Origin of the sequence: Brevundimonas naejangsanensis (assembly GCF_000635915.2) — a bacterium.
GTDB classification, from domain to species: Bacteria; Pseudomonadota; Alphaproteobacteria; order Caulobacterales; family Caulobacteraceae; genus Brevundimonas; species Brevundimonas sanguinis.
The window spans coordinates 2232066-2257703 of the sequence record NZ_CP015614.1; the positions used below are offsets into that span (position 1 = coordinate 2232066).

General features: G+C 68.8%; 28 protein-coding genes, 1 tRNA gene and 1 other RNA gene. 7 read left to right on the forward strand and 23 right to left on the reverse strand.

From position 1 onward, the window contains the following. Positions 1-41 precede the first annotated feature (41 nt). Entirely contained in the window at positions 42-767 is a 726-nt protein-coding gene (trmD, locus tag DA69_RS10690) for a tRNA (guanosine(37)-N1)-methyltransferase TrmD (protein WP_025976144.1), read from the forward strand. Position 768: 1 nt separating this feature from the next. Then, positions 769-1185, forward strand: a complete 417-nt coding sequence (rplS, locus tag DA69_RS10695; protein ID WP_025976143.1) for a 50S ribosomal protein L19 — start codon at positions 769-771, stop codon at positions 1183-1185. A 128-nt stretch (positions 1186-1313) separates the two neighbouring features. On the opposite strand, the gene DA69_RS10700 is transcribed toward rplS, so the two are convergent. From DA69_RS10700 to DA69_RS10720, 5 genes are all read right to left on the reverse strand, one after another. Continuing rightward, positions 1314-1805 carry a PA2169 family four-helix-bundle protein gene (locus DA69_RS10700; protein WP_025976142.1) on the reverse strand — a complete coding sequence of 164 codons (492 nt, stop codon included), beginning with the start codon at positions 1803-1805 and terminating at the stop codon, positions 1314-1316. Between the two features lie 71 nt (positions 1806-1876). Then, positions 1877-2719, reverse strand: a complete 843-nt coding sequence (locus tag DA69_RS10705) for a tryptophan 2,3-dioxygenase (protein WP_025976141.1) — start codon at positions 2717-2719, stop codon at positions 1877-1879. A gap of 66 nt (positions 2720-2785) precedes the next feature. Further along, positions 2786-3316 (reverse strand): CHAP domain-containing protein, encoded by a 531-nt coding sequence (locus tag DA69_RS10710; protein WP_025976140.1) that lies wholly within the window; start codon positions 3314-3316, stop codon positions 2786-2788. A 32-nt stretch (positions 3317-3348) separates the two neighbouring features. Next, a complete protein-coding gene (locus tag DA69_RS10715; RefSeq protein WP_025976139.1) occupies positions 3349-4482 on the reverse strand; it encodes an acyltransferase family protein in 1134 nt (377 codons plus the stop codon). 82 nt (positions 4483-4564) lie between these two features. Beyond that, positions 4565-5017 carry a COG3650 family protein gene (locus DA69_RS10720; RefSeq protein WP_025976138.1) on the reverse strand — a complete coding sequence of 151 codons (453 nt, stop codon included), beginning with the start codon at positions 5015-5017 and terminating at the stop codon, positions 4565-4567. 97 nt (positions 5018-5114) lie between these two features. On the opposite strand from DA69_RS10720, the gene DA69_RS10725 reads away from it, so the two are divergent. Continuing rightward, positions 5115-6275: a DNA cytosine methyltransferase gene (locus DA69_RS10725; RefSeq protein ID WP_025976137.1), complete on the forward strand. Its 1161-nt coding sequence runs from the start codon at positions 5115-5117 to the stop codon at positions 6273-6275. A gap of 4 nt (positions 6276-6279) precedes the next feature. Here the strand turns inward: DA69_RS10725 and DA69_RS10730 are convergent, their stop codons facing one another. From DA69_RS10730 to DA69_RS10745, 4 genes are all read right to left on the reverse strand, one after another. Next, positions 6280-6588: a hypothetical protein gene (locus tag DA69_RS10730; RefSeq protein WP_025976136.1), complete on the reverse strand. Its 309-nt coding sequence runs from the start codon at positions 6586-6588 to the stop codon at positions 6280-6282. Between the two features lie 8 nt (positions 6589-6596). After that, positions 6597-6956 carry a YdbL family protein gene (locus DA69_RS10735; RefSeq protein ID WP_025976135.1) on the reverse strand — a complete coding sequence of 120 codons (360 nt, stop codon included), beginning with the start codon at positions 6954-6956 and terminating at the stop codon, positions 6597-6599. 19 nt (positions 6957-6975) lie between these two features. Continuing rightward, positions 6976-7164, reverse strand: a complete 189-nt coding sequence (locus DA69_RS10740; protein WP_025976134.1) for a YnbE family lipoprotein — start codon at positions 7162-7164, stop codon at positions 6976-6978. An 88-nt stretch (positions 7165-7252) separates the two neighbouring features. Next, positions 7253-10444 carry an intermembrane phospholipid transport protein YdbH family protein gene (locus DA69_RS10745; RefSeq protein ID WP_029972275.1) on the reverse strand — a complete coding sequence of 1064 codons (3192 nt, stop codon included), beginning with the start codon at positions 10442-10444 and terminating at the stop codon, positions 7253-7255. Positions 10445-10776: 332 nt separating this feature from the next. Here DA69_RS10745 and DA69_RS10750 point away from each other — a divergent pair, with 332 nt between their 5' ends. Beyond that, the gene (locus DA69_RS10750) at positions 10777-12132 is read left to right on the forward strand and encodes a M23 family metallopeptidase (protein WP_025976132.1); all 1356 of its coding nucleotides are present in this window, start codon (positions 10777-10779) and stop codon (positions 12130-12132) included. Between the two features lie 20 nt (positions 12133-12152). Here DA69_RS10750 and DA69_RS10755 read toward each other — a convergent pair whose 3' ends face one another. From DA69_RS10755 to DA69_RS10795, 9 genes are all read right to left on the reverse strand, one after another. Then, positions 12153-13835: a TadG family pilus assembly protein gene (locus DA69_RS10755; protein ID WP_235599148.1), complete on the reverse strand. Its 1683-nt coding sequence runs from the start codon at positions 13833-13835 to the stop codon at positions 12153-12155. A 1-nt stretch (position 13836) separates the two neighbouring features. Further along, entirely contained in the window at positions 13837-14256 is a 420-nt protein-coding gene (locus DA69_RS10760) for a TadE/TadG family type IV pilus assembly protein (protein WP_025976130.1), read from the reverse strand. Between the two features lie 124 nt (positions 14257-14380). Further along, positions 14381-14455, reverse strand: a tRNA-Gly gene (locus tag DA69_RS10765). 94 nt (positions 14456-14549) lie between these two features. Beyond that, entirely contained in the window at positions 14550-15503 is a 954-nt protein-coding gene (locus tag DA69_RS10770; RefSeq protein WP_029972272.1) for a TraB/GumN family protein, read from the reverse strand. Between the two features lie 37 nt (positions 15504-15540). Next, positions 15541-15738: a helix-turn-helix transcriptional regulator gene (locus DA69_RS10775; RefSeq protein ID WP_025976128.1), complete on the reverse strand. Its 198-nt coding sequence runs from the start codon at positions 15736-15738 to the stop codon at positions 15541-15543. 10 nt (positions 15739-15748) lie between these two features. After that, positions 15749-16192 (reverse strand): hypothetical protein, encoded by a 444-nt coding sequence (locus DA69_RS10780; protein WP_025976127.1) that lies wholly within the window; start codon positions 16190-16192, stop codon positions 15749-15751. Positions 16193-16271: 79 nt separating this feature from the next. Further along, positions 16272-17486: a DNA recombination protein RmuC gene (locus DA69_RS10785; protein ID WP_025976126.1), complete on the reverse strand. Its 1215-nt coding sequence runs from the start codon at positions 17484-17486 to the stop codon at positions 16272-16274. 55 nt (positions 17487-17541) lie between these two features. Further along, entirely contained in the window at positions 17542-18159 is a 618-nt protein-coding gene (gene recR, locus DA69_RS10790) for a recombination mediator RecR (protein WP_025976125.1), read from the reverse strand. Further along, entirely contained in the window at positions 18159-18488 is a 330-nt protein-coding gene (locus tag DA69_RS10795; RefSeq protein ID WP_025976124.1) for a YbaB/EbfC family nucleoid-associated protein, read from the reverse strand. The genes recR and DA69_RS10795 overlap by 1 nt, the downstream gene beginning before the upstream one ends. A 172-nt stretch (positions 18489-18660) precedes the next feature. Between DA69_RS10795 and DA69_RS10800 the strand changes: the two genes are divergently transcribed. Then, entirely contained in the window at positions 18661-19275 is a 615-nt protein-coding gene (locus DA69_RS10800; protein WP_025976123.1) for a malonic semialdehyde reductase, read from the forward strand. Between the two features lie 141 nt (positions 19276-19416). Here the strand turns inward: DA69_RS10800 and DA69_RS10805 are convergent, their stop codons facing one another. The 3 genes from DA69_RS10805 to ffs all read right to left on the reverse strand — a co-directional run bounded on the left by DA69_RS10805 (position 19417) and on the right by ffs (position 21974). Next, positions 19417-21273 carry a DNA polymerase III subunit gamma/tau gene (locus tag DA69_RS10805; protein WP_025976122.1) on the reverse strand — a complete coding sequence of 619 codons (1857 nt, stop codon included), beginning with the start codon at positions 21271-21273 and terminating at the stop codon, positions 19417-19419. 57 nt (positions 21274-21330) lie between these two features. Next, entirely contained in the window at positions 21331-21720 is a 390-nt protein-coding gene (locus DA69_RS10810) for a DUF3597 domain-containing protein (protein ID WP_025976121.1), read from the reverse strand. Between the two features lie 160 nt (positions 21721-21880). Further along, an RNA gene (gene ffs, locus DA69_RS10815) (signal recognition particle sRNA small type) lies at positions 21881-21974 on the reverse strand. 71 nt (positions 21975-22045) lie between these two features. Here ffs and nudC point away from each other — a divergent pair. Continuing rightward, positions 22046-22963, forward strand: coding sequence for an NAD(+) diphosphatase (gene nudC / locus DA69_RS10820; protein ID WP_025976120.1), 918 nt, complete (start codon positions 22046-22048; stop codon positions 22961-22963). Positions 22964-23141: 178 nt separating this feature from the next. Here nudC and DA69_RS10825 read toward each other — a convergent pair whose 3' ends face one another. Further along, a complete protein-coding gene (locus DA69_RS10825) occupies positions 23142-23864 on the reverse strand; it encodes a 3-deoxy-manno-octulosonate cytidylyltransferase (protein ID WP_025976119.1) in 723 nt (240 codons plus the stop codon). Between the two features lie 148 nt (positions 23865-24012). Between DA69_RS10825 and DA69_RS10830 the strand changes: the two genes are divergently transcribed. Next, the gene (locus DA69_RS10830) at positions 24013-24711 is read left to right on the forward strand and encodes a c-type cytochrome (RefSeq protein ID WP_025976118.1); all 699 of its coding nucleotides are present in this window, start codon (positions 24013-24015) and stop codon (positions 24709-24711) included. Positions 24712-24785: 74 nt separating this feature from the next. On the opposite strand, the gene DA69_RS10835 is transcribed toward DA69_RS10830, so the two are convergent. After that, a complete protein-coding gene (locus tag DA69_RS10835; protein ID WP_025976117.1) occupies positions 24786-25586 on the reverse strand; it encodes a C40 family peptidase in 801 nt (266 codons plus the stop codon). Positions 25587-25638 lie beyond the last annotated feature (52 nt).

Sequence of the window (25638 nt, forward strand, 5' to 3'; positions counted from 1 at the left end):
GAGGCAGTCTTTTCCGCGTTTCTGGTGTATGAGCCGCCGCCATGCCCTTTACCGCCACCGTCCTGACCATGTTCCCCGAGGCCTTTCCTGGACCGCTCGGCGTGTCGCTGATCGGCACCGCCTGGCGCGAGAAGGGGCTGTGGGACCTGCAGACGCTGGACATTCGCGCGTTTTCCGAAGATAAGCGCGGCTTCCTGGACGACACCCCTGCGGGTGGCGGTCCCGGTCAGGTGCTGAAAGCGGACGTGGTGGCCAGGGCTCTCGACAGCCTGGAAGGCCCGCCTAGGCCGCTTTTGTACATGAGCGCACGCGGTCGACCCCTGACGCAGGCGCGGGTTACGGAATGGGCCAAGGCCGACGGCATCGTCGTGCTGTGCGGCCGTTTCGAGGGGGTGGACCAGCGGGTGCTCGACGCCCGGGGGTTCGAGGAGGTCTCCGTCGGGGACGCGGTGCTCGCCGGCGGCGAGGCGGCGGCCATGGTGGCGATCGAGGCGTGCGTCCGGTTGGTTCCGGGGGTTCTGGGTGCGGCGGAAAGCCTGTCCACCGAGAGCTTCGAGGACGACCTGCTTGAGCATCCGCAGTACACCAGGCCGCGGACGTTCGAGGGCCACGACATCCCGGAGATCCTGTTGTCAGGCGATCACAAGAAGATCGCCAAATGGCGCCAGGAGCAAAGGGAAGCGACGACGCGGGAGCGGCGCCCGGATCTCTGGGAGCGGCATCTCGCCAACTTACAGGTAAAGAGCAAACAAGCTCCGGAGAAATGACATGAACATCGTCCAGCAGCTCGCTGCCGAAGAAAAAGCCCGCCTGCTCGAAGGCAAGACCATCCCCGACTTCCAGCCGGGCGACACCCTGCGCGTCAACGTGCGCATCAAGGAAGGCGAGCGCGAACGCATCCAGGCGTTCGAAGGCGTCTGCATCGCCCGTGACGGCGGCGGCGTGAACGAGACCTTCACGGTCCGCAAGATTTCGTTTGGTGAAGGCGTGGAGCGTCGCTTCCCGATCCTGTCGCCGAACGTCGACTCCATCGAAGTGAAGCGCCGCGGCGTCGTCCGTCGCGCCAAGCTGTATTACCTGCGCGACCGTCGCGGCAAGTCGGCCCGGATCGCCGAGCGCCAGACGGCCCGCAAGGTCGCCGTCCCCGCCACCGGCACGGTCGAAAAGGCGGGCGACGAGGCCTGATTTCAGGCTTCGGCTTCGCGCTGAAGATCAAAAGCCCCGGCGGAAACGCCGGGGCTTTTTTAGTGCTCTTCTTTGAGGGCGCTACCGCTCGCCGCGCGGCGGCTTGCTGCTTGAGCGGGTGGAGTGGGCTAGCGCTCGCCGCCCGGCGGCTCGCTGCTTGAGCGCGGGCCGACGCCCGCGAGGCTGTGCTTCAACGCGCTGAGTTGATCAGAGCCCGCGCAGACCTCGCCATAGGCGCGGCGGATGCTTTCCTTGGTCGTGGCCGACAGGGCCTCGTCCGCCAGGGCCCGCTCGAACCGGCTTTTCAACTGATCCTCGCCGCGTTCGACCGTGTCGATCATCGAGACCTCGTTGCGCAGCAGGGCGTGGCTGATGTCGCTAAAGGCGCGCTGGGCCTTGGACAGGATGGACCGATCCTCCTCCGGCGATCCGCCGCGCTCGCGCACAGCCGCCTTGAGCTCCTCGGCCACGCGGCGGCGCTCGGACGCCCGCCCTTCGAACCAGTCGCGATAGGCCTCGCCGGGCGCGTTGACCGCGCCCTCATGATAGCCCTGGGCGCTGTCGATCAGCCCCTCGACCAGACCGTTGAGGACCTTGATGTCGTGACTGTTGCCGCTCATCGGAAACCTCCCTTGGCCGTTTCACAGGTTCAATCCCTGCCAGCAGCGAAGGTTGCCGACCTGCCCGCGCTCTACAGCTTGGTGCGTAGAGACCAGAGTTCCGGGAAGCAGCGGCGCTTCAGCGTCTCGACCAGGTAACCCACGCCGTCGGTGCCGCCCGTGCCCTGGCGGCGGCCGATGATGCGCTCGACCGTGACCACGTGCTTATGCCGCCACGTCAGCAGGGCGTCGTCCAGATCGACCAGCTTCTCGGCCAGTTGGTACAGGGGCCACCAGCGCTCGGTGTCGCGATAGACCTCCAGCCAGGCGGCCTCGACGCCCTCGTTCGCCTCATAGGACTGGCTGACGTCGCGGTTCAGCACCGCGTCGGGCACCGGCAGGCCCGCCTTGGCCAGCTGGAGCAAGGCGTCGTCATAAAGGCTGGGCGATTCCAGCGCCGCCTTCAGCGCCGCATGGGCGGCCGGGCGTTCGGCGTGAAAGCGCAGGAAGCGGGGGTCCTTCAGACCCAGCATGGTCTCCAGCCGGCGGAACTGATCGCTCTGGAAGCCCGAGCTGGCGCCCAGGTCGCCGCGGAACTTCAGGTAGTCGGCGGGCGTCATGGTGGCCAGGATGTCCCAGCTCTGGGTCATCACCGACTGGATTCGGCTGACGCGGGCCAGGCTCTTGTAGGCGGGCACCAGATCGCCGGCGCGCACCAGCGACTGCGCCAGGGCCACCTCGTGCAGGATCTGCTTGAGCCACAGTTCCTTGGTCTGGTGGATGATGACGAACAGCATCTCGTCGTGCTGGTCGGAGCGCGGCTTCTGGGCGGACAGGATGTCGTCAAGCGCCAGATAGCCGGCGTAGGTCACGCCCTGCGGCTCGTGCTTAGCCGTCTCGATAGCGTGTCCGCGAATGTCGTTTGCGTCGGTCATGAGCCAGCTATCGCCCGATCAGCCGGGCGGGGCCAGACCCTTTTTCAACGCGGCCGCGCCCTGGCCTTAGTTGGCGGCGCGGTCGTCGGCGACGGCGTTGGCGGCCATCTGGCGGCCGTTGGCGAAGGCGTCGCGGGCGCCGTTATAGATGAAGCCGTAGGTCGGATAGACCGTGGTGCCCAGATCGTTGATCGGGTTGTACCAGACCTTCACCCGGCTCCAGTCGCCCGAGGAGGAGACGTCGACGACGGTGACGTTCTCTTCGACCTTGCCGCGGCTGCCGCCCCAGTTGGCGTGGGTGACGCGGATCACGCGGTCGGTCAGGACGTCGGAGACGACGGCGACGTGGCCGGCGCTCATGCGGCCGTGGGGCTGGAACACCAGCACCGAGCCGGTCTCAGGCGCATCGCCGGTGCGGAACTTGCTGACGGCCTGACGCCACCAGGTCCAGGCGTCGCCGAAAATCTGAATCCCCGAGAACATGCGCGCGAAGGTCACGCACTGCCAATAGGGGTCGCCGGCTTGGGCGGGGGTGGTGCTGAAGGCGAAGAACCCAAGGGTCGCCGCAAGGGCGGCGGCTGTGAGCCGTTTCATCATCTGGCGTGCTCCCGACTGAACGCGGACAAGCCTTAGACGATAGGATCAGAATGTTGAAGAACTGTTTCCGACTGTTTCCCCTGTCGATCCACAGATGATCGACGCCGTTTCGCCCATCCGCGCAGGAAACTGCGGGCCGGGCGCTCGATCAGCCGATGAACAATCGCAGCGGCGACAATCAGTCCCGCGATGATCGCCAGCCACAACGCCAGCGGAAGCTGCTTGTCTTCCGCTCCGATCAGACGCGCCACCACATTGACCGCCAGTATCTGCCACGGGGCGCACAGCATATAGACGGCGTAACTGATCTCGCCGAGATAGACAGCGGGCGCCGAGCCCAGAACGCCCGCCTTGCTCGCCGGAATGCTGGCCAGGGCCAGGATCAGAAGACCGCCCGACAGGACAGTGATCCCGTCCCAGCTCAACAGGGCGGCGCTGAACGCCATCACGACCGCCGCCGCCGCAGCCAGCAAGCCCGCGCGCGGCAGGGGCGCGCGGCGATAGACCAGATAAAGGGCGCAGCCGTAGGCGAAGCAGGGCACGATCCGCAGCGCCCCCCATTTGAACGTCGCCTCGGTCAGGCGATAGCCGGCGACGCGCTCGAACCCGACATAGAGGGCGGCCAGCAACAGGGCCGCCGCCCCCGTCGCCACCCACGGCCGATCACGCAGCTTCCATGCGGCGGCGGCGAAAATGGGGAAGGTCAGATAGGCGAACCACTCGGCCGAGATCGACCAGGACGGATGGTTCCAGCCCGCCTCGCCGGCGAAGCCCCAGGCGTGGACCATCAACAGATTGGGCAGCAGGGTCTTCCAGCTGAGGATGCCGGAATCGATCGCCATGCCCGCCGCCGTCGCCGCCAGGCCCAGGGCCATGACGCCGAACAGGGTGAATAGGTGCAGCGGATAGATGCGGGCTATGCGCGCCCACAGGAAGCTTCTGTAGCCGAACCGCTTCTCGCCGAAGGCCTGCAGATAGACGTGGCTGAGGATGAAGCCCGACAGGACGAAGAAGAGTTCGACGCCGAGATAACCCTTGGCCGCCAGGGCGGGCATGCCGCCGACCGCCAGGTTCGGCCACATCAGATAGACCACGACCCACAGGGCCGCGAGGAACCTGAGCGAAGTCAGGGGACGGATGTCGATCGGCGTCGCTGCGGGCGTCATGAGACCATCCTGGCCGGTGAACCGACCGGGGACAGCCCGGCCGCGCTGAGGGGATCAGTGCAAGCCCGGCGCCAGCTTGACCTTATTCTACGCGGCCGCTCTCGCCCGCGCGCTCGATGGCGGCGACGGCGGCGGCGCAGCCGGTCAGGGTCTGGCCGCCGATCTCGACCTTGGCGGTCAGGGGATAGGTGCGGTCGCTCATGCCGTCCGAACAGTCGGTCGCCGTCAGGGTGACGGCCAGATCGGCGCCCGCTTCCGTCTTCGTCGTCCAACTGACGAGATTGCCCTGAAGCGTCGGGCCGGGGTTCGCGGCCTTCTGCTCCGGCCGGTCGACGCCGGAATAGGTCAGACCCTGCGGCGTGATCTCCACGGCCCAGAAGGGCTCGGTTCCCAGCGCGCGCACCGGCTGGTCCAGATCGACTCCCGCCAGGACGCGCGACTCGGCCTTGGCGGCGTCAGGCGTCTTCTGGGCCGGTTGGGAGCAGGCGGCGAGGACCAGCGACAGGGCGGCGGTTGACAGGAATACGGCGCGCATGGGCGATCCTTTCTGAGGTTCGTCGGCCAAGGTCAGGGTTTGCCGCCGCCTCGTCAAGACAGGCGCCAAAGCGGCGCGGCTGGGTTAATGTGGCCCCATGCCGATTCGTCCCGCACCCGCCACAGACTCAGGCGCCGCCTTCACGGCCTGCGAGTTCTTTGCGGGCGGCGGGCTGGCGGGGCTGGGGCTGCATCTGGGCGGCGCCGGTTTCCGCACCGTCCTGGCCAACGACATCGACGCGGCCAAGGCCCGCGCCTTTCGCGCCAACCACCCGGACACGCCGCTGATCCACGACGACGTCTGGGCGGTGACGCCCGATCAAGTGCCCGGCGCGCCTGACCTGTGCTGGGCCTCCTCGCCATGTCAGGACGTCAGTCTGGCGGGCGCGCGCGGGGGTCTGAAGGCGCAGCGGTCGGGCGCCTTCTGGGGCTTCTGGAAGCTGATGCAGGGGCTGGACGCCGAGGGCCGCGCGCCGCGCGTCATCGTGCTGGAAAACGTGGTCGGCCTGCTGACCTCGGGCGAGGGGCAGGACTTCGCCGCCGTGTGCGGGGCCATGGTCGAGGCCGGTTACACGGTCGGGGCGCTGGAGCTGGACGCCGGACTGTGGCTGCCCCACTCGCGCCCGCGACTGTTCATCATCGCCATGCGGGGGATCGAGGGGCCGCGTCTGAAAGGCCCCGCCCTGCCCTTCCACTCGCCGCGTCTGACCGCCGCCTGGGCGCGGCTGCCGGCGAGCCTGAAGGCGAACTGGGCCTGGTGGGGGCTGGACACGCCGCCGCGCCGCAACCTTGATCTGGCGGCGGTGCTGGAGCCGGACGTTCCCTGTTTCGACGAGGCGGAGGCGCAGACCCTGCTGGCCATGCTGTCGCCGCTGCACCGGGCGCGGCTGGAGGCGATCCAGGCCTCGGGCGAACGGCGCGTGGGCGCCGCCTTCCGCCGGGTGCGGACCAAGGACGGCCGGAAGCTGCAACGCCTGGAGCTGCGCTTCGACGGGCTGGCGGGCTGTCTGCGCACCCCCTCGGGCGGGTCGTCGCGGCAATATGTGGTCATCGTGGAGGACGGCCAGGTCGCCCTGCGCCGCCTGACCGGCCGCGAGGCGGCCCGGCTGATGGGCGTGGACGAGGCCTATCGCCTGCCCGCCAGCGAAAGCGCGGCGCTGAAGCTGATGGGGGACGCCGTGGCCGTGCCCGTCGTCGCGGCCCTGACGCGCGGCCTGTTCCTGCCCGCCCTGACCGACGGCGCCGAAGCCGCAGCCTGAACCGTCAGTAATAGAGGTCGTCGTCCTTGCGGTCCTCGGAGCCCTCGATGCCGGGGTCCAGGTGGTTGTCGACCCGGTCGTCCCAACCGTCGCGGTCCGACCGGAAGGCCAGAGCCATCAACCCCCAGGCGAGGCCGACCGTGCCAAGCACGCCCAGCCCCATGGCGATCCAGCCGTGCAGGCTCATCTCGCCGCCGCCGATCAGACGCCAATAGGCCGCCATCCCAAGCGTGCTGACGGCCGATATGGCCACGGCGAGAACCAGCGACCGCAGAAGCCGGACCAGCCGCCCGCCTCTGGAGGTCTTCGTCATGGTTCAGCTCAGCGCTGGACCCACTGGCCCTGGGCGTTCTTGTACCACTGGCCCGTGCTGATGCGCGGCAGCAGCTGGGTTTCGAACATCCGGGCCCCAGCCACTTCGGCGGTGGTGCCGGCGTCGGCGGCGCTGCGGGCGTAGGCCTGGCGGCGGCCGGCGTTGGTCGCGCTGATGGCGGCCTGGGTGTCGCCGTCGACCGAGGTGCGCACGCCGACATAGCCGTCGGCCTGTTCGCCCGCCGCGCCGGCGGCCTTAGCCCGGTCGACCAAAGCCTTTTGCGAAGCGGTCTGGGCCACGGCGGCGCCGGCGGCGACGCCCAGGGCGGCAACTGCGGCCATAGCCACGAAGAGTTTGCGGTTCGTCATGTCAAAGCCCCCTTTCGTATCAGAACAGGTTGGGGTTTTCGCGGAGCAGGTTCTGCAGTTCCTGATCCAGCTTGATGCGGATATCGGCGTCCAGCTTGGCGTAGATTTGCAGCGGCTCGCTGAACTTGATGTTCACCGTAGGCGCGCATGCGGCCAGGCTGACGGCGCTAAGGCCAAGCATGGCGACGATCTGACGCTTGCTGATCATGGGGCCGATCTCCGAAGGCGGCGTTGGAAGTCACCGCCATCTAACGCTGCGGCGAGTGAACGGGTTCTGAACAAAGCGAAGCCGCCGATCAAGGCTGCTCATCCGTCGTCAGCACGGGCGCTTCGCCGCGCCGAGCATATTCCAGCAGATCCGAGACGATCTGGTTGGCGTTCCACGTCGTGTCGAGCGTCAGGTCGATGGGCGTATCGGACGGCAGATTCAGCTTCTTGTTCATGAAGTCGCGGCGGATCAGCTCCATGAAGGTCAGCCGCAGTTGCTCGCGCTGAGGCGGATCATGGCGGCCGTTGATGCGGAAGCGCACGCCCAGACGGCCTTCGTCCAGACTGTTCACTTCGGCCGTCAGGTCGCTGATCGCCAGGTCCTGCATGGCCTGATAGGCGAGGTCCTGCATGGTGTTGGGGGGCAGGTCGGCCGAGTTGGCCCCGCCGGCGCCCAGATCGTCGAACACCTCCGGCTGGATCGACAGACGGCCGGGCCGCACCCCGTTCAGCACGCCGCCCACGATGCGCCAGCCCGCCTTGGGGTCATAGGTGAAGGGCAGACGGCCGGACACCACGGCGTCCAGCTCCGCCTTGTCCTGAAGATTGGCGCTCTTCAGCAGCTCGTTCAGCTGCACGCCCTCGACGACGATCACCCCGCCCCACCCTTCGCCCGGCGTCAGCGGCAGGGACAGGGGCTCGACGCTGATGCGCCCGCCCGCCGCCTGGATCCGCCCGCCGCCGATGGTCAGGGCCTTTTCGTCCAAGCCGAACGTCAGCTGGAAATCGGTCAGCGGCGTCACCGTCTGCACCCGATCGGCGGTCAGCGTCTGATCGGGCGCGGTGATCAGGGGCGTCAGACTGGTGAACTCCACCCCCCCCTTCAGGCCCTGAACCTTGCCCGCCGGGCTGGTGAAATCCAGATCCGGCACGGTCAGGACGCCGGAACTGGTCGCCCCCTCGGCAGTCCAGTCGAACCGCCCCTCGAACCCGGCCGAGCCCTCGACCGGCGACTTTACATAGTCCGCCACCAACGGGCTGAGATCGGCCGGCTGTAGGCCGTGCTCGGTGAAGGTCAGGTTGGGCGCGGCAATCGCCGCCCCGCCCGCCTGAAGGCGCCCGTCGTGGCGCAGGTCGATGCGACCGACCTCATGGCCCAGTCGGGTGAGATCGAAACCGGCGGTCCAGACCTCATCGGCCAACTGAGCCTCGCCCTTGGCCTGAAGCGGCAGGAAGCGAGCCGGGTCGGCGACGTCGGAAACCTGGGCCTTAGAGATCGCGGCCCGCATCGACAGCCCCTTGGCGGCGCCGTCGACGGCCAGGCGGCCTTCCGCCTGCGAAAACCGCATCTCCAGAAACGGCGCCGTGGCCTGCACGTCCGCGAGGCGGCCGCGCGCCCGCCAGGCGCCGCCCTGTGCCGTGATCAGCGGCTCGTCGCCAGGACAGATCCGGCCCGAGATCGCCTCGACCGAGTTCTCGCCCAAATCCAGCTTGCCGATCGTCAGAGGGATGCAGTCGTCCGCCGTATAGGTCAGCCGCCCGCCCGACGAAGCCAGTTCGCCCTGGGTGCTGAAGGCGATGTCGCGCGCCGGGCCGAAGTCCAGTCCGGCCCGTCCCTTGAGGCGCGCCGCAAAGCCGCCGCGCGTCAGGCGCCACTCGACCCCTTCAAAGCGGGCGTCCGGCAGGCCGCCGCCGCGCGTGGAGGTCAAGCTCAGCGCCCCGCCCCCGCTTGCGCCCTCGCCCGAGGCGAACAGCGGCTTGCGGTGCGCTTCCAGCCGCAGCTCGCCGCCGTTGGCCGGGCGCGCCGTGATCGGCTGCGGCAGCGTAAGCTCCAGCCCGGCGTTATCCCCCGAGAGGCGGAAGCGCGGGGCGTTCAGGGCGAAGTCGCCCAGAGCGCGCTTCAACGCAGCCATTTCGGGCAGGTCGTCCGCCGTCGGCCCGCCCAGCGAGGTCACGGCGGCATGATCAGCCTTCACGGCGCCCTGCAGATCGATCCGGGTCACCGCGTCGCGCACGACGTCCAGATTCAGCGCGCCGCTGGCGCCGCGCAGACTGAAATCCTTGGCGCGCACGGATCGCGCCTGCAGCGCCACCGGCGCCTGCGCCTCCAGCGCATCGCCATGGCCGCCCGCGCGCAGGCTGGCCGAGCTCAGGCTCAGGCCCTCCAGCCGCGTCTCGCCCGCGCGGCCCGCCTCGACATTGAGGCGCGCGCGCGTCGTCACCGACCAGCGCGCCTTGTCGGCCTCCACGCCCCCGGCGACCGCCACTTCGGCGTCCGTCAGACCAAGATCCAGCGCGCGCGCCTGAAGCCCCTCGGCCGCAACCGAGCCCGCCGTGGTCGCCAGGCGGCCCTTGCCCTTGAGATCATAGCGATTGATCCAGCCCGCGACCTGACCAACGAAGGCCAGGTCGGCGTTGACGGCGCGGCTGCTCACGCCGGCCCCGCCGGCTGCATCCGCAGTGAACCGGCCGGTCAGGGCGACGCGCCCGTCGCCGCGCCGCGTCTTCATGTCCGGATAAGGCAGGTCGCCCTTCAGATGCAGGACCGCGCCCTCGCTGCTCGCCTGATCCTTGGCCGCAAACCGTTCGGCCTGAAGATCAAGCGCGACCGCAAGCCGGTCACCGGTCGTCGTCGCCTCGATCACGCCGCCCAGACCGCGCGCCTCGATCCCGCCGCTCTTGAGCGAGGCCGCAGGCATCCGGCCCGACAACCGCATCAGCTTTCCGTTGTCGATGCGCGCGTCGGCCAGCAGATTGACCGGGCCGTATTCCGTGTCGATGCGCGCCTGGCCGCGCTCGACGATGACCAGAGGCGCGCGCGAATCCGGCTTGGGCGGCTTGCCGGTGAACTCTTCGACCAGAGGGTCCAGACTGCCCAGCGACAGCTTGCCGTCCTTCCACGCCGCGCGGACGATCGGCCGAACCAGCCGCACCCGACTGGGGGTCACGCCCAGCCCGGCTTTCGACCAGGGCAAGCCCAGGGCGTAATCGACCTCGACCCGCTCGACCTTGAAGTCCGGATTCTTGGGATCGCCGATGGAGATCTTGCCGACGAAGCCGTTGACCTCCAGCCGCTCGACCTCGACGTCGGCGTCGACGCCCTTGCGCTCCAGCCAGCCGACCAGCAGTTCGCGCGCCGCCGCCCGGCGGTTCAGATAGAGCGCCGCCGCCAGCACGAGCAGCACCATCAGGGCGACCCCGACGCCCTTCATCAGGGTCCGCACAGCGGAAGGCTTGCGAGGTCGCTCGCGCGGCGAGGAAGGATCGGCGTCTTCGGTCAAGGTCGCGGAACGATCATCATCTAACGGTTGAAGGCGACAACGCCACAAAATGCGCCACGATGACAGTCGTTGCCTTACGACAACTCTACCGTGTCATCGTCGCCACTACACGACGATCAGACCCTAAAAATGGCGAAGATTCACGACTGGACCGCAGCGAACGTCGAAATACTTCATCAATCCCCCGCCAAGTTAACCGAATGTAACCTGACCGCTTCCCATCATGGATCAGCCGGGCTATACGGCTCGCTTCACTGTCGGTCGGGGACGTCCGGCGTGACCTAATTTCGACTGGTCTGGCGCAGCACGCGTCGTTGATTCGCCGGGGACCCATGGCTCAGTTCGATCCACGCCGCCAGCCTGTTCGGCTTGCGCCGCACCTGCTGACCACCTGCGCCGCCGTCGGCATCGCCCTGCTGGCGGGTCGAGGGTTTGAACAGGTGAAGGCCGAGGAGGTTCCACCTCTGACGGCGGAGCAGATCGAATTTCTTGAGGCCCAGGCCTACGCCGCCGCCGCCGCTCCGGCCGGCATGACCACCCCCGAAGCCATTCCCGTGCAGATTCGTCGCGGCGAGACGTTCGAACAGGCCGTGCGCCGCACCGGCGTCGGCGCCGAAGAAGCCCGCGCCGTGGCCGACACCGTCGCCAGCGCCTTTGACCTCAAGGACCTGCGCGCCGGCCTGAAGTTTGAAACCGCCGTGTCCAAGCCGCGCGGCGGCATGGGCGACGCCCGCCTGATCGGCCTGACCATGCGCACCGGCCCGGCCAGCCAGCTGACCGTGTCGCGCAGCTTCGACGGCGCGCTGCGCCTGCGCTCGCTGGACGAGAAGGTGACCGAGGAAACCGTCGTCGCCAACGACAAGGTTCAGCGCTCCCTGTCCGCCAGCGCCCGCGAACTGGGCGCCACCTCGGCCGTGGTGCGCCGCGCCAGCCAGCTGTTCGCCCACAAGTTCGACATGCAGCGCGACGTGCGCGCCGCCGACGAATTCACCCTCGTCTTCGACCGCAAGGTCACCGAATCGGGCCGCACCGTCGAAACCGGCGAGCTTCTTTACGCCGAGCTGAAGGGCCACGCCTTCTATCGCTTCCAGCCCGCCGGCTCGAAGACGGCCCAGTATTTCGACGCTACCGGCAAGAACACGCGCACCGCCATGATGCGCACGCCGCTGCAGAACTTCCGCCGCGTCAGCTCCAACTTCGGCGTCCGCACCCACCCGATCTCGGGCTATCGCAAGATGCACCAGGGGATGGACTTCGCCGCATCGACCGGCACCCCGGTCGTGGCCCCCGCCGACGGCGTGGTGGTCGAGGCTCGGCGCTGGGGCGGCTACGGCAACTGGCTGCGCATCCGCCACGCCAACGGCCTGGAAAGCGGCTACGGCCACCTGTCGCGCTACGCCTCGGGCATGCGCGCGGGCCAGCGCGTGACCCAGGGCCAGGTCGTCGCCTATGTCGGCTCGACCGGCGCCTCGACCGGACCGCACCTGCACTACGAAATCTGGCGCAACGGCCAGCGGATCAATCCCTCGGGCATCAAGACCCAGGAAGGCACCGTCCTGGCGGGCGCCGACCTGAACGCCTTCCGCGCCGAGAAGGCCCGCATCGACCGCATCATCGCCGCCGGCGGCCAGCGCCGCCCCGCCGCCGTGCAACAGGCCGCCAACGGCCTGCGTCCCGCCGAAGGCTGATACCGGGCAACAGTCGCGCCTCAACCGACCAGTTGCGGCGCGCCTTCCTGATTCGGACACCGCACGCCGTGGACCCGCAGGTCCGCCTCGCCCAGACGCACGCCCAGAAGCTCCAGCAGGGGCTGAACCACCCCGTCCAGAACCGGGCCTAGCGGCGTCAGCAGCCCGCGGACGCTCGCCAACAGTTCGCTGACCGGCAGACTGATCAGGCCTCCCAGCAACTCGACCTTCAGGTCCAGTTTGGTCAGCAGGCTCGCGATCACCCCCTGGCCGAACTGTTTGGAGCCCACCGTCTTGGGTTCGCCCGCGGCGATATCGACGGCGGTGAAACGGACCTGGCGCCAATGAGGGTCGGCCGCCTCTATGTCCGCCCGGCCGGTCACATTGGCCGCCTTGATGCCGAGAAGCCCCAGGACCGACACCAGAGGCGCAGGGGTGACGGTCAGTTTCGACTTGAAGTCCCGCAGTTTGGTCTTGTCGATGGCGCCGATCGCCGCCCGCGCCACGCCCGTCTTGACCTCCAGCGTTGCACCGGGTCCCGGGCTGCAGTCGATCTGCTTCAGCCGCGCCTGCGCGCTCGCCGCTTCGATCAGGACAGGAAGTTTGATCGCGGTGAGATCCGACAGGCCCTTGGCGGTCGTCGCCTCAAGATAAAGCCGCGTCTGCACCGTGCGGATGATCGGCTCGCCCCTGCTGGTCACCGTCAGCCAAGGCGACCGGTTCGGTCGCTCGCCGATGGCCAGCATGACATCCAGGTCGGCGAGGCCGAGCCGCGCGCCCACATCCAGCGCCAGCTGGCGTTCCTTGTTCGCCGTCTGCAGGCTCGCCATCAGCAGGTCAAAGACGGACACCTGGGCGTTCAACCGCTCACGCAGTCCCTGACGGGCGTCGGCCTCCACGCCGATCAGATCGCCGAGCTTCAAACCGGCGTCCGCGGGCGCGACCGTCAGCTTGCTCAGCGCGCTGCTGGGCCCCGCGCCTGCGATCCGCTCCAGCACGCGCAGGACACGCCCGGTCTCGACCTCATGCTTCAGCAAAGCGTCATAGTCCCCCGCCGTCACCCCCAGATCCGCCGCCAGCGCGTCCGAGAACTGCAGCAGGCTGACCTGGGCGTCGAGCAGGCTTCTGTAATCCATCAGGGTCAGCGACACCCGGCCTCCCAGAAGGCCCGACAACAGGCTGTTGGCCAGCCCCCCGTCCACCGACCCCAGCCGCGACCCGATCGAGAACAGGGCTGTCGGCGCGCCGCCGGGCCGCGCAGCCGTCGCCTGTTTGGTGATCGACACCGCATCGCGCCCCAGAACGACGCGGCCAAAGAACAAGGGGGCGGGCGCCGTCGCCGTCACCTGCGCGGCGTTGACCTGCCCTTCGGCCGCGAGGAACCTCTGCGACGGCTTCAGCCTGGGGTCCGGCGTATAGACGCCCGTCTGCACGCTTAAGGTCGCGATATCCGCCAGATTGGCCCGCGCCGTCGCCTGCGCCGCCGCTTCGGCGTGCTGAAGCGAGCCCGCGGCGGCCAGCGCCGACAGATCGACTGCGCCTTGCAGCTCCCGCCCCTTCAGGACCACCATTCCCACATCGACCGCCAGGGCGGCGCTGACGCAGATCAGCGCGCCGAAGGCCGCCGACATGATCGTCACTCCGCCGCGCCGGTTTCGTCCCAGACGCCTGATCACCCGGCGCAGACCGTTCGACCCGTTCACATCAGACCTCATTGATCTGAATGACGGCGGCGCGACGGATGACCTTGGGCGGCGACACGGTCAGGGGCGCCAGGGCCATCAGAGGGTGATGAGCGGCGTCATAGGCCACCACGACGCGGAAAAACCGACCGTCCACGCTGGTCTCGACAGAAGCGTCTGCGGCCCTCAACCCCAGATTGCGCAGATGCCCCTCGACGCCGTCACGGGCCAGTTGCTCCCGCTCTGCGGGATCGAGCCCGGCGACCGCCGCGCGCGCGCCTTCCGACACCGCCGCCTGAACCGAATGGGCCATCCACAGCCAGCCGCCGTAAACGATCATGCCCACGACCAGCAGCAGAAAGAAGGGACCGACGATGGCGAACTCGATCGCCGCCGCGCCTGTGCGCCTGCCCGCTACACCAGAACCACACGCCTTCTGCATCGTCGCGCTCCTGACTGAGCAGCGATCATGTGCAACACAACTTAAGGGAGAATGTAGGCGCTGAACAAACCGCGCCTGTTGCGGCGTCGAAGCTCTGCATGCTGGAGAAAGCGTTGGGAGGTGTTGGAGCGGGTAGCGAGAATCGAACTCGCGACATTCAGCTTGGGAAGCTGACGTTCTACCTCTGAACTATACCCGCATCGCCGAAGCGAGCGCGGAAGATATAGGGCGCGGAGCAAAAGAAAAGGCCCGGCGAACCGGGCCCCTGATTTTTCTCAGATCTGGCGACGGCCCTAGTCGCGCACTTCCTCGACCTTGACGCCCCGCTTGGCCAGCATGGTCTGGACGCTGTCGGCGCCTGCCAGGTGGCCCGCGCCTACCGAGATGAAGGCCGTGCCCGAGCCCTCCAGCAAGGTCAGGATCTGCCGGGTCCAGTCGGCGTTGCGGCGCGTCAGCATGACGTCGTACATTTCAGGCGACTGGGCCTTCATCTCCTGGCCGATCAGGGCGTCCAGGCTGTCGACGTCGCCGGTCGACCAGGCGCCGACCATGCGGCCAAGGAACTCGGGCGCCTGCTCGAACTCCTTCAAGCCGGAGCGCAGCATGGCCAGTTGCGCCTTTTCGGACATGTCGGCGATGAAGCCGATCTGTTGCGCCATCGTCTCAAAGCCCTTGATCGGCTTGCCGGCGGCGGCGGCGCGGGCGTGCAGCACCTGGTCCCCGCCGTTTTGCGGCAGATAGCCGGCCTTGGTGATGCTGGCGATCGCCAGTTGCAGGGCCGCGAACCAGGGCCGCAAGGGATCCAGCGAAGCCCCCGTGGAGCCGACCTGGCGTGCGGCGGCGTCGAGGTCGGCCAGTTCTTCAGCCGTCAGCAGGCTGGACAGGGGGCGGTCCGGCGACACGCCCTTGGCCTGAATGATCGGCACGGCGCCGGCCGCATCGTTCAGATCGGCGATCTCGAACCAGTATTCATCGGCGCTGGCGAAGGCCCGGTCCAGCTTGGCGCTGCCCCAAGGCGTCTCGGGCTTCAGCACATGGACGGTGCCGAACAGATAGAGGGTCGAATCCTCGTCCTTCACCACCCACAGGCGCGGGCCGGATCCGGCCGGAGCGGCCACCACCGCGGCGGGATCGACGGCGGCGGGCGCAGCCTGGGCGAAGGCGGGCGTGCTCGGCGCCAGCACGGCGGCCCCGAGGGCGACGACGGAGACAGAGGCGCAGGCGCGGCTCCAGAGGCGGCGGATCATGGTCGGGCTCCTAAGTCGCAGAAAAAAGAGAGACGCGTCAGCCCTCTTCGTCGATGAAGATGGACTCGATGGGCATCTCAAACAGCCGCGCGATCTTGAAGGCCAGCGGCAGGGAGGGGTCGTAGCGGCCGGTCTCCAGCGCATTCACCGTCTGGCGCGAGACGCCCAGTTCCTGCGCCAGGTGCGCCTGGCTCCAGTCGCGCTCGGCGCGCAATACCTTGAGGCGGTTCTTCACGGCGTCCTCCTCATCGGCGTCCCAGCCACCACCAGGCCCAGGCCAGGCCGTAGCCGGCGAGCTGGAACAGAAGAATGGCCATCATGCCGGTCAACAGCAGTTCCGGCGGCGTCTCGCCCGCCCATTGCGGCAGCACGACCTCTTCGCGCCGCAGCGACAGGACCATCAACAGCACGGCGCCGACCGCCATGCCGCTGGTCCCGCCCCAGAACCAGGAGCATTTGTGGGCCTCGCGCGCGGCCTCGTCGAGATGACGCCACCACCAGACGCAGATCAGCAGCGCCCCCGCCATCACCAGACTCAGCATCACAGCGGTCATGGCGAAGCCGCCCACGCCGGGCTGGTCGGACAGGATCACGCCCAGAACGCCGCCGATCAGCCCCAAACCCAGGGAGACGGCGAACACCAGCAGGGCGCCGCGAATCCCAAGCGGCTTGAACGATTTGAACGACATCGGCGCTCTCAGGCAAAAACAGACAAGTTTGTTTGTCAGTCCCAGCGCACCACGTCAAGCGTGTTTGTCACACCCGGTGTCATTCCGGCGCGTTCAGCAGCTCCGGCCGGCTGAGGGCGCGGGGCGATTGTTCGACGGCGGTCAGTTCGGGCAGTTCCTTGCCTTCGTGGTCGACCTTCAGGTCCTCGAAACGGCGGGCCGAGACCATAACCTGGCTCTCCAGCGAGCCGACGAACTGGTTGTAGCGGCCGACCGCCGCGTCCAGCGCCTTGCCGACCGAGGCGGCGTGGCCGCCCATCACCGACAGGCGCTTGTAGAGCTCCTTGCCCAGGCGGGCGACGTCCTCGGCGTTCCGAGCCTGCTCCTCGGCGCGCCAGCCGTAGGCGACGGCTTTGCACAAGGCGAACAGGGTGGTGGGGGTGACGATGACCACGCGCGAGGCCATGGCCGTGGTCATCAGGTCCGGCTCATGGTCCAGGGCGGCGGCCAGGAAGGCGTCGCCGGGCACGAACATGGCGACGAAATCGGGGCTGGGTTTGAACTGGTCCTGATAGGCCTTGGACGACAGCTGGCGCACGTGGGTCTTCATGCTGGCGGCGGTGCGCAGGGACATGGCGCGGGCCTGGGCCTCCTCGTCCCCGTCCGCCTCGTCAGGGAAGGCCAGGGAGACCTTGGCGTCGATGACGAACATCCCGCCGCCGGGCAGTTTGACGATGAAGTCCGGGCGCTGCTGGCGGCCCTCGTCATTGGCCGAGGAATTCTGCTCTTCGAAGTCGAAGCGGCCGGCCATGCCTGCGGCTTCCAGCACGTTGCGGCAGGTCTGCTCGCCCCAGCGGCCGCGTCGGCCGGTGTTGCCCTTCAGCGCCTCGGTCAGGCGCCGCGCCTCGTCGCGGGTGGCGGTGGAGGCGGCCATCAACAGGTTGAGCTGCTCCTTCAGCCCGCCGGTCTCGTCGGCGCGGCTCTTCTCCAGAGCGGTGACGTGCTCCTGAAACTTGGCGAGGGTCTCCGAGACGGGCTTGAGCTGAGCCTCCATGCGCTCGCGCGCGACGCGGTCCTGGGCCTGGAAGGTCTCGGTGGCGCGGGCGACCAGCTTGGCCGCCACGGCCTCGGCCGACTGCGAAGCCTGAGCCTTGAGGAACTCGGCCATGGAGTCCCGGCTCTCCTCCATCAGCTCCAGCCGGGCGTCGGCGGCGTCCAGCGCGCCCTTCGTCTTCTGCCAGCCCATGTAGGCCCACAGGAAACCGCCGCCCGCCATGAGCGCGACGACCAGCAGGATGAGTTCGAGCGTGTTCATGCTCCGTTCCTAGCGGGAGTCGGGAACGGAAGAAAGTCGCCCGTCGGGAGCGCGTTCAGGCGCGCCGCCGGGCCCGCAGCGCCTGGATGATGGTGCCGTCGTCCAGCCAGTCCAGCTCGCCGCCGACCGGCACGCCGCGCGCCAGTGACGTGACCTGCACCCCCGCCGCCGACAGGCGCTCGGCCAGGTAATGGGCCGTGGTTTGGCCGTCGACCGTGGCGGGCAGGGCCAGGACGACCTCCCTCGCCTCGCCGCCGCCCATTTCGCCGCCTTTGACCCGGCCGATCAGTTCGGCGATGCGCAGCTGTTCGGGGCCGACGCCGTCCAGCGCGGAGAGCAGGCCGCCCAGCACGTGATACTTGCCGCGAAAGGCGCCCGAGCGCTCCATGGCCCACAGGGCGCCGGCCTCCTCGACGACGCAGATCAGGGCGTTGTCGCGGGTCTGGTCCGAGCAGACCGAGCAGGGGTCGCGCGTATCGGGCGCGCCGCAGACCGAACAGTTGACGACCTTGGCCGCCGTCTCGGCCAGAGACGCCGCCAGCGGGACCAGCAACTGCTCGCGCCGCTTCAACAGGGCCAGGGCCGCGCGCCGAGCCGAGCGCGGGCCCATGCCCGGCAGCTTGGCCAGCAGACTGATGAGCCGTTCGATTTCCGGCCCGGCGGAAGCGGCCATCAGAAGAGTTTCGGCATTCCGGGGATGTTCATCCCGGCCATGGGCCCGGCGGCGTCGCGCATCAGGGCGTTGTTGATCTCGTCCAGCTTGCGCTTGGCGTCGGCGTGGGCGGCGACGATCAGGTCGGCCAGTATCTCGCCCTCGCCGGGGGCCATCAGGCTGTCGTCGATCTTCACCGAGGTGATTTCGCCGGGACCTTTCAGGGCGACGGTGACAAGGCCGCCGCCCGAGGTTCCCTCGGCGGTGGATTCGGCCATTTTCGCCTGGGCGTCCTGCAGCTTCTGCTGCATCGCCTGGGCCTGTTGCATCAGGGCGTTGAGATCTTTCATGCCCCCTAGATAGGATCAAGCGCCGCCCGGCTCCAGACCCCCGCGAAGAAAGCGTGTCGCGGCGCCTAGCGGTTATTCGCTGAGAAATCGCCGGCCGATCCCTTGACGCGTCCGCGGCCCCTCCCTAATTAGCCACACATGAAGTTGCTAATTAGTTTCTGGAGAAGCCCTAATGGCCTTTGACGCCCTTTCCAACCGTGACGTTCCGGTCTCCGACGCCGTTCTGGCCCGACTGTTCACCGAAGCCCGCACGCACAACGGCTGGAGCGACCGGCCGGTATCCGAAGACCTGATTCGCAAGCTCTACGACCTGACCAAGTTCGGCCCCACGGCGGTCAACATGACCCCGGCCCGCTTCGTCTTCGTCACCTCGCCGGAAGCCAAGGCGCGCCTGGCCCCGCACATGGCCGAAGGCAACCGCGCCAAGACCCTGGCCGCGCCGGTCAACCTGATCATCGCCCAGGACATCGACTTCCACGACACCCTGCCCAAGCTGTTCCCGCACGCCCCAGGCGTGCGCGACTGGTTCCTAGACGAGGCCGGCCGACGCGAGGCCGCCTTCCGCAACGCCTCGCTGCAGGGCGGCTATCTGACCATCGCCGCGCGGGCGCTGGGTCTGGACGTGGGGCCGATGTCGGGCTTCGACCCGGCGGGCGTGAAGGCCGAGTTCTTCCCCGACAGCAATGTCGAGCCGAATTTCATCATGAACCTGGGCTACGGCACGGACGAGAACCTGTTCCCCCGCTCGCCCCGCCTCGACTTCGAGGACGCCGCGCAGATTCTGTAAGCGGCATCCCTCTCCTCCCCACTTTGTGGGGAGGGGGACCGCGAAGCGGTGGAGGGGCTTAACGACGGCGAAACCCAGACGCCCCTCCGTCTCGGCCGCTCCGCGTCCGATCCACCTCCCCACGCAGTGGGGAGGAGAAACTCAGTCGTCGTCGCCCGCCTCGCCGTCCTCGGGGATGGCGGGCATCTCGACGGCCGGGGCCAGGGTGACGATCTCCTTGATCTCGGCGCCGGGGAAGGCCTGCATGATCGACACCACGAAGGGGTCCGCCTCGACCGCCGCCCGGCGGGCGGCGCGGGCCTTTTTCTCAACCTCGATCAGGGTTTCGCCGCCGCCCTGGCCGTTGGCGGCGATCAGCCAGGTGCGCCCGGTCCACTCTTTCAGACGCCCGGCCAGACGCCGCGCCAGATCGTGGGGCGAGCCCTCGGCCGGTTCATAGGTGATGGCGCCAGGGCGGAAGCTGACGACGCGGACGTAGCGCTCCACGTCCATCTGCAGGGTGATCTCGCGCTTCTCGCCGATCAGGGCGACCACGGCCTCGAAGCTCTGCGGATCGGGCAGGGCGGGCGCCGCCATCGGCCGCGCCGCCAGCATGGCCGAGGCGCCGCCGCCTCCGCCCCCTGAGCCGCCGCCGCGAGGCCCGGCCCCGCCGCCGGGGACGCCGCCCGACTGGATCGCCTTCAGCGCCTCTTCGGGACCGGGCAGGTCGGCGGCGTAGGCCAGCCGCACGATGGCCATCTCCACCGCATCGGCCGGATTGGGCGCGCGCCGCACCTCGTCCAGCGCCTTCAGCAGCATCTGCCAGGTCCGCGACAGGGTGCCCGCCGAGATGGCCGCGCCCAGCGCCGCCAGCTTCTGCGCCTGATCGCCGGGCAGGCGCGTGGCGTTCGGCCCCAGCATCTTGGCGACCGACGCCGCGTGGCAGTGCTCCAGCAGGTCGTTGGCCACCTGCACCGGATCGGCGCCGTAGCCATACAGGGTGCGGAAGGTCGTCAGGGCTTCGGCCGTCTTGCCCGCCATCGTCTGTTCGAACAGGGCGATGGTTTGGGTGCGGTCGGCCAGGCCCAGCATGTCGCGCACCGTGGCCGTCTCGACCACCGCGCCGCGTTCAGCCTGAACCAGCGCCTGATCCAGCAGCGACAGGCCGTCGCGCACCGACCCTTCGGCCGCGCGCGAGATCAGCGCCAGGGCCTCCTGCTCGATCTTCATGCCCTCGCGTTCGGCGACGCGGCCCAGATGGCCGACCAGAACCTCCGGCTCGACCCGGCGCAGGTCGAAACGCTGGCAGCGGCTCAGGATCGTCACCGGCACCTTGCGGATCTCGGTCGTGGCGAAGATGAATTTGGCGTGCGGAGGCGGCTCCTCCAGCGTCTTCAGCAGGGCGTTGAAGGCCTGCGTCGACAGCATGTGGACCTCGTCCAGCACATAGACCTTGTAGCGCGCCTCGACCGGCGCGTAGCGGACGCTTTCGAGGATGTCGCGGATGTCGTTGACGCCGGTGTGCGAGGCGGCGTCCATCTCCATCACGTCCATATGCTGGCCCGCCATGATGGCGGCGTCGTGCCGGCCGGTGAGGCTCAGCGCCAGGGACGGCTTGTCGATGGTGTCGGTTTCGTTGTTGAGCGCGCGGGCCAGCAGGCGCGCGGTCGTGGTCTTGCCGACGCCCCGCACCCCGGTCAGCATGAAGGCGTGGGCGATCCGGCCGGTGGCGAAGGCGTTGGTCAGGGTGCGGACCATCGCCTCCTGGCCGATCAGGTCCTCGAACGCGCGCGGCCGGTATTTGCGGGCCAGGACGGTGTAGGCCTCGCCTTCGACGGAGGTCGGCTCGACGCGCGCCGGGGCGTGAGCCGGCTGGGGCGCGGGCTCCTGCGCCGGTTCAGGCGCGGCGGCCGGCGGCGGCGCGCCGAACATGTCGCTGGTGTTGGGGTCGCGCTCTTCGACTTCGGGCGCGTCTTCCTCCCACGGAGGACCATCGAGACTGTGATCGGCGTCGCTCATGGCCCTGTCTTAGCGCGAAGGGATGCGGTCGCGCACCCCCTCGCGCCTTAGAGAGGCTCAGAGATCGGTGGGCAGTTGGCCGCCGTTGTCGCGGATCTTCTGAATCACCTGCTTGTGCAGCCAGATGTTCATGCTGGCGCTGTCCGACTTGTCGCCGGTGTAGCCCAGTTCGTCGGCCAGCTCCTTGCGCTCGGCCAGCGACGATTCCAGGCCGACCAGCTTCATCAGGTCGACGATGGAGGTGCGCCAGTTCAGCTTCTGGTCGCGCTGCTCGTTCATGAAGTCCAGGATGCCGGCGACATCGACCTCGGGCGCGGGCTGGGGCGCGACGGCGGCTGCGGTGGGCGCGGGCGCCAGGGTCGGGGCCGTCGCTTCGGGCGCGGGCGCGGCCGGCGTCGCCTCCTTCTTCTTGAAGACGCCGCCGAGGATCTTGCCGAGAATGCTCATTCGCCTGCTCCGGAATAGAGATGAAGCTGTTTCAGCGAATGAGGCGCGGCCCGGTTCCGTGAAGCTTGCACGACGTGGGCGCATGCGCGGCGGAGACCCGCGCACCAACGCGCTCAAGCAGCGAGCCGCCGCGCGGCGAGCGATAGCGCACTAAAAAGGAAAAGGTGGAGACCGCGACCCGAAGGGGAATTCGTTGTGGCTGCTGCCTTCCGGCCCTGACCAGGTTGGCGAAGCCTTCGCCCGCGATCTCCGAGAGGGGATATGACGGCGGACGGCGCGGGAATCAAGCCCTCCCCTGCGCGGGCGGTCGGGAGTATGAAGCGCCATGCCCTACCGTCACGCCTTTTCCGGCAATCCGCTCGACCGCTCCGGCGACCTTCGCAACGACGCCGCCTGGCTGGCCGAACAGGAGGCCAATCCCGAAGCCCTGGCCATGATCCTGTGGGAGGGGCGGCCGCTGATCGAACCGCATGACGGCGCCGAGCGGCTGGTCTGGCTGTCGCTGGGTCATGCGCGCGACCTGGCGCGCGACCGCGACATCTTCCTGGGCCTGTGGAAGGGCGCGCCAGTGTTCGCCGCCGAGTTCGAGGGCTCCATCGACCCGACCAGCGGGCCGGCCGGGGGCCTGGGCCGCTTCGTCGAGATGCGCGAGGCGGCGCTCGTCCTGCCCGAGGCCGACGCCGGCATCGCCGCCACGGCCAAGAGCCTGTTCGACTGGCGGCGTCGGCACGGCTTCTGCGCCGCCTGCGGCAAGGCGACGGATCAGGCGTCCGGCGGCTGGAAGCGCGTCTGCCCGGCCTGCGGGACCGCGCATTTTCCCCGCGTCGACCCCGTCGTCATCATGCTGCCGATCTACAAGGGCGGCGCCGAGCCCCTGTGCCTGCTGGGCCGTCAGGCCGCCTGGCCAGAAGGCCGGATGTCGGCTCTGGCGGGCTTCATGGAGCCGGGCGAAGCGATCGAGGAAGCCTGCGCCCGCGAGGTGATGGAGGAGGCCGGGCTGACGGTGTCGGACGTGCGCTACCACTCCAGCCAGCCCTGGCCCTTCCCGGCTCAGCTGATGATCGGCCTGATCGCCGAGGTCACGACCGACGAGGCCGCCCCCGACCAGACCGAACTGGAAGCTGTCGCCTGGCTGACCAAGGCCGAGGCTCGCGCCGTTCTGGACGAGACCCACCCGACCATCCACGCCCCGCCGCCCTACGCCATCGCCCGGCGGCTGCTGGAAAGCTGGGCGGCGGAATAGGACCCTTCTCCCCTTGTGGGAGAAGGTGGCTCGCGCAGCGAGACGGATGAGGGGTGACTGCGTGTCGGCGTGAAGATTCGCCTGCAACGTCGCCCCATCATTGTCCAAGCGCGACGCCGACACCCCTCATCCGAGCGCCTTCGGCGCCGACCTTCTCCCACAAGGGGAGAAGGACGAGTCACGCCAACGCTCGCGCCGCCTCCAGATCCGCCGGATTGTCCACCGACAGCGGCGCCTCGTCGATTACTGAGGCCCAGATCTGCAGCCCCATCTCAAGGGCGCGCAGCTGCTCCAGCTTCTCGCGCGTCTCCAGCGGCGAGGGCGGGGCGGCGCAGAAGCGGGCCAGGGCCTGACGGCGATAGCCGTAGATGCCGACGTGGCGCCAGACGGCTCCGTCGCCGTAGAGGGTCGAGCGGGTGAAATACAGGGCTCGGCCCGTCGTCGCGCCTTGCGGCAGGGCCAGGACCGCCTTGACCACGTCGGGATTGGTCCGATCCGAAACATCCGCCTCGGCCGCGACCAGGGTGGCGATGTCGCAGGCTGATTCGCGCGTCAGCAACTCGGCGCAGGCCTGCGCCAGCCCCGGCGAGGCGAAGGGCATGTCGCCCTGGATATTGATGACCACCTCATGGGCGCCGTCAGGATCGACCGCCTGGGCCGCCGCCAGGATGCGGTCCGAGCCGCTGGGCAGGTCCGGATCGGTCAGCACCGCCTCCCCGCCCGCCCCCTGCACCGCCGCGACGATCTCGGGATCGCCGGCCGCCACGGCCACGCGGAAGCCCGACAGCGACGCCTGCTCCCAGGCGCGCACGATCATGGGCTTGCCGCCGATGTCAGCCAGAGGCTTGCCGGGCAAACGGGTGGCGGCCATGCGAGCGGGTATCATTATCAGGGGTTTCATGGTCGCCAAGCGCCTTGAAAACGCCCGGAAACGTCCGGGCCGGTTGCGAAGGTCGCGCTAGCGTGTAAGAGACGCCCACGCAAGAATACGCCTAAGCGCCGCTTTGCGGTCGCGGGGCTCATCTAGAGACGGGATGCGACGACGCGGAATGAGCGGCGATCTGAAGTGGAACAAGATTATGGGCGCGTGCTTGGGCACCGCCTTTGCGATCCTGGTGGTCCAGCAGGTTTCGGGCATGGTCTACCACACCAAGCAGCCCGAAAAGATGGGCTACTTCGTCGACGCGCCGGATGAATCGGCCGCGGGCGCGGCTGAAGCCGCCCTGCCGATCGACTGGGGCACGGTCCTGCCGACCGCCGACCTGGCCGCAGGCGAAGCCGCCTTTGCGCGCTGCCAGGCCTGTCACACCGTGAACTCGGGCGGCGCCGACGGCATCGGCCCGAACCTGTTCGGCCTGGTCGGCGGCCCGGTCATGCACCGCGCCGGCTTCGCCTATTCGGACGCCATGGCCAAGCACAAGGCCGAGGCTCCGACCTGGAACTACGACGAGCTGGATCACTTCATCAACGCGCCGGGCCGCTACGTGCCGGGCACCAAGATGTCCTTCGCCGGCATTCGCGACGAGCAGACCCGCATCAACCTGATCGCCTGGCTGCGCACGCAAGGCTCGGGCGGTTACGCCATCCCGGCGCCGGACCCCGCGCGCCAACCGGGCGCCGCCGCCCCGGCCGAAGGCGAAGCCCCGGCCGCTGAAGGCGCCGCGGCCACCGAAGCCGGTTCGGCTCCGGCAGAGGCCCCGGCCGACGCCCCCGCGACTCAAGCGACGAACCCGGCGCCGCAAGCCTGAGGCTGACGGACGGTAGACGACGGAAAGGCGGCCCTCGGGTCGCCTTTCTTCGTTTCAGGGATCAGGTGGAGGGTTCAGACCCGACGGAAGATCGCAGACGCGAAGCCGTCGGCGGTCAGGCGCGCCTCGACCTCGGCCAAGGTCTCGATCACCACGCCGCCGCGCGCGCCGGTCGCATGAATGATGCGCTCAGCGTCAACCATCAGCGCGGAATGGCCGGTCCAGTCGCCCTCGGCCGAGGACAGCCAGATCGCCAGGTCGCCGCGCCGGACGTCGTTTCGCGGCACGGCGCGGCCGAGTTCGGCCTGCTCTGAAGCACGGCGCGGGCCGGGCAGGCCGCAGGCGAACAGAGCCTGCTGCACCAGCCCCGAACAGTCGGTCTCGACCGAAGACCGCGCGCCCAGAGCGTGAGGTCGGCCCAGCAGACGCTCGGCCACAGCGACCAGATCGCGCTCGAAGGCGCCGACAGATTCGAGATCAGTCTCGGCCAGGCCGTGCGCGTCTGCGCCGACCAGGGCGTTCAGCGGCAAGGCGGCGGAAACGGACGCCACGCGCCGGGTCGCCGGGGGCGCGCCGGAGGCCAGAGCCGCCAGCGACACCCACCCCACCACGCCGTCCCGCCGCGCCCGGCCCCAGGCGCGATCCTCGCGTCGATCCAATACATCGAAGGCCTCGCCGAACAGCAGCTGGTCGATGCGTTGTCCGTCGTCAGCGACGATATCGGCGACCGGCAGGCGGCAGTGAGAGGGATCGGTCGGCCGATAGGCCTCGGCCCGCATCAGACCTTCCAGCGCCTGTTCAGCCAGCACGACACGATCCCCGTCCCGCAGGATCAGGGGCGCGCCAGGCGGCAGCAGGGCCAGGACATCGGTCAAGCGGCGGTCTCTCGACGGCTCGTACAAATCGAACCGCCGACCCTAGGCGTCG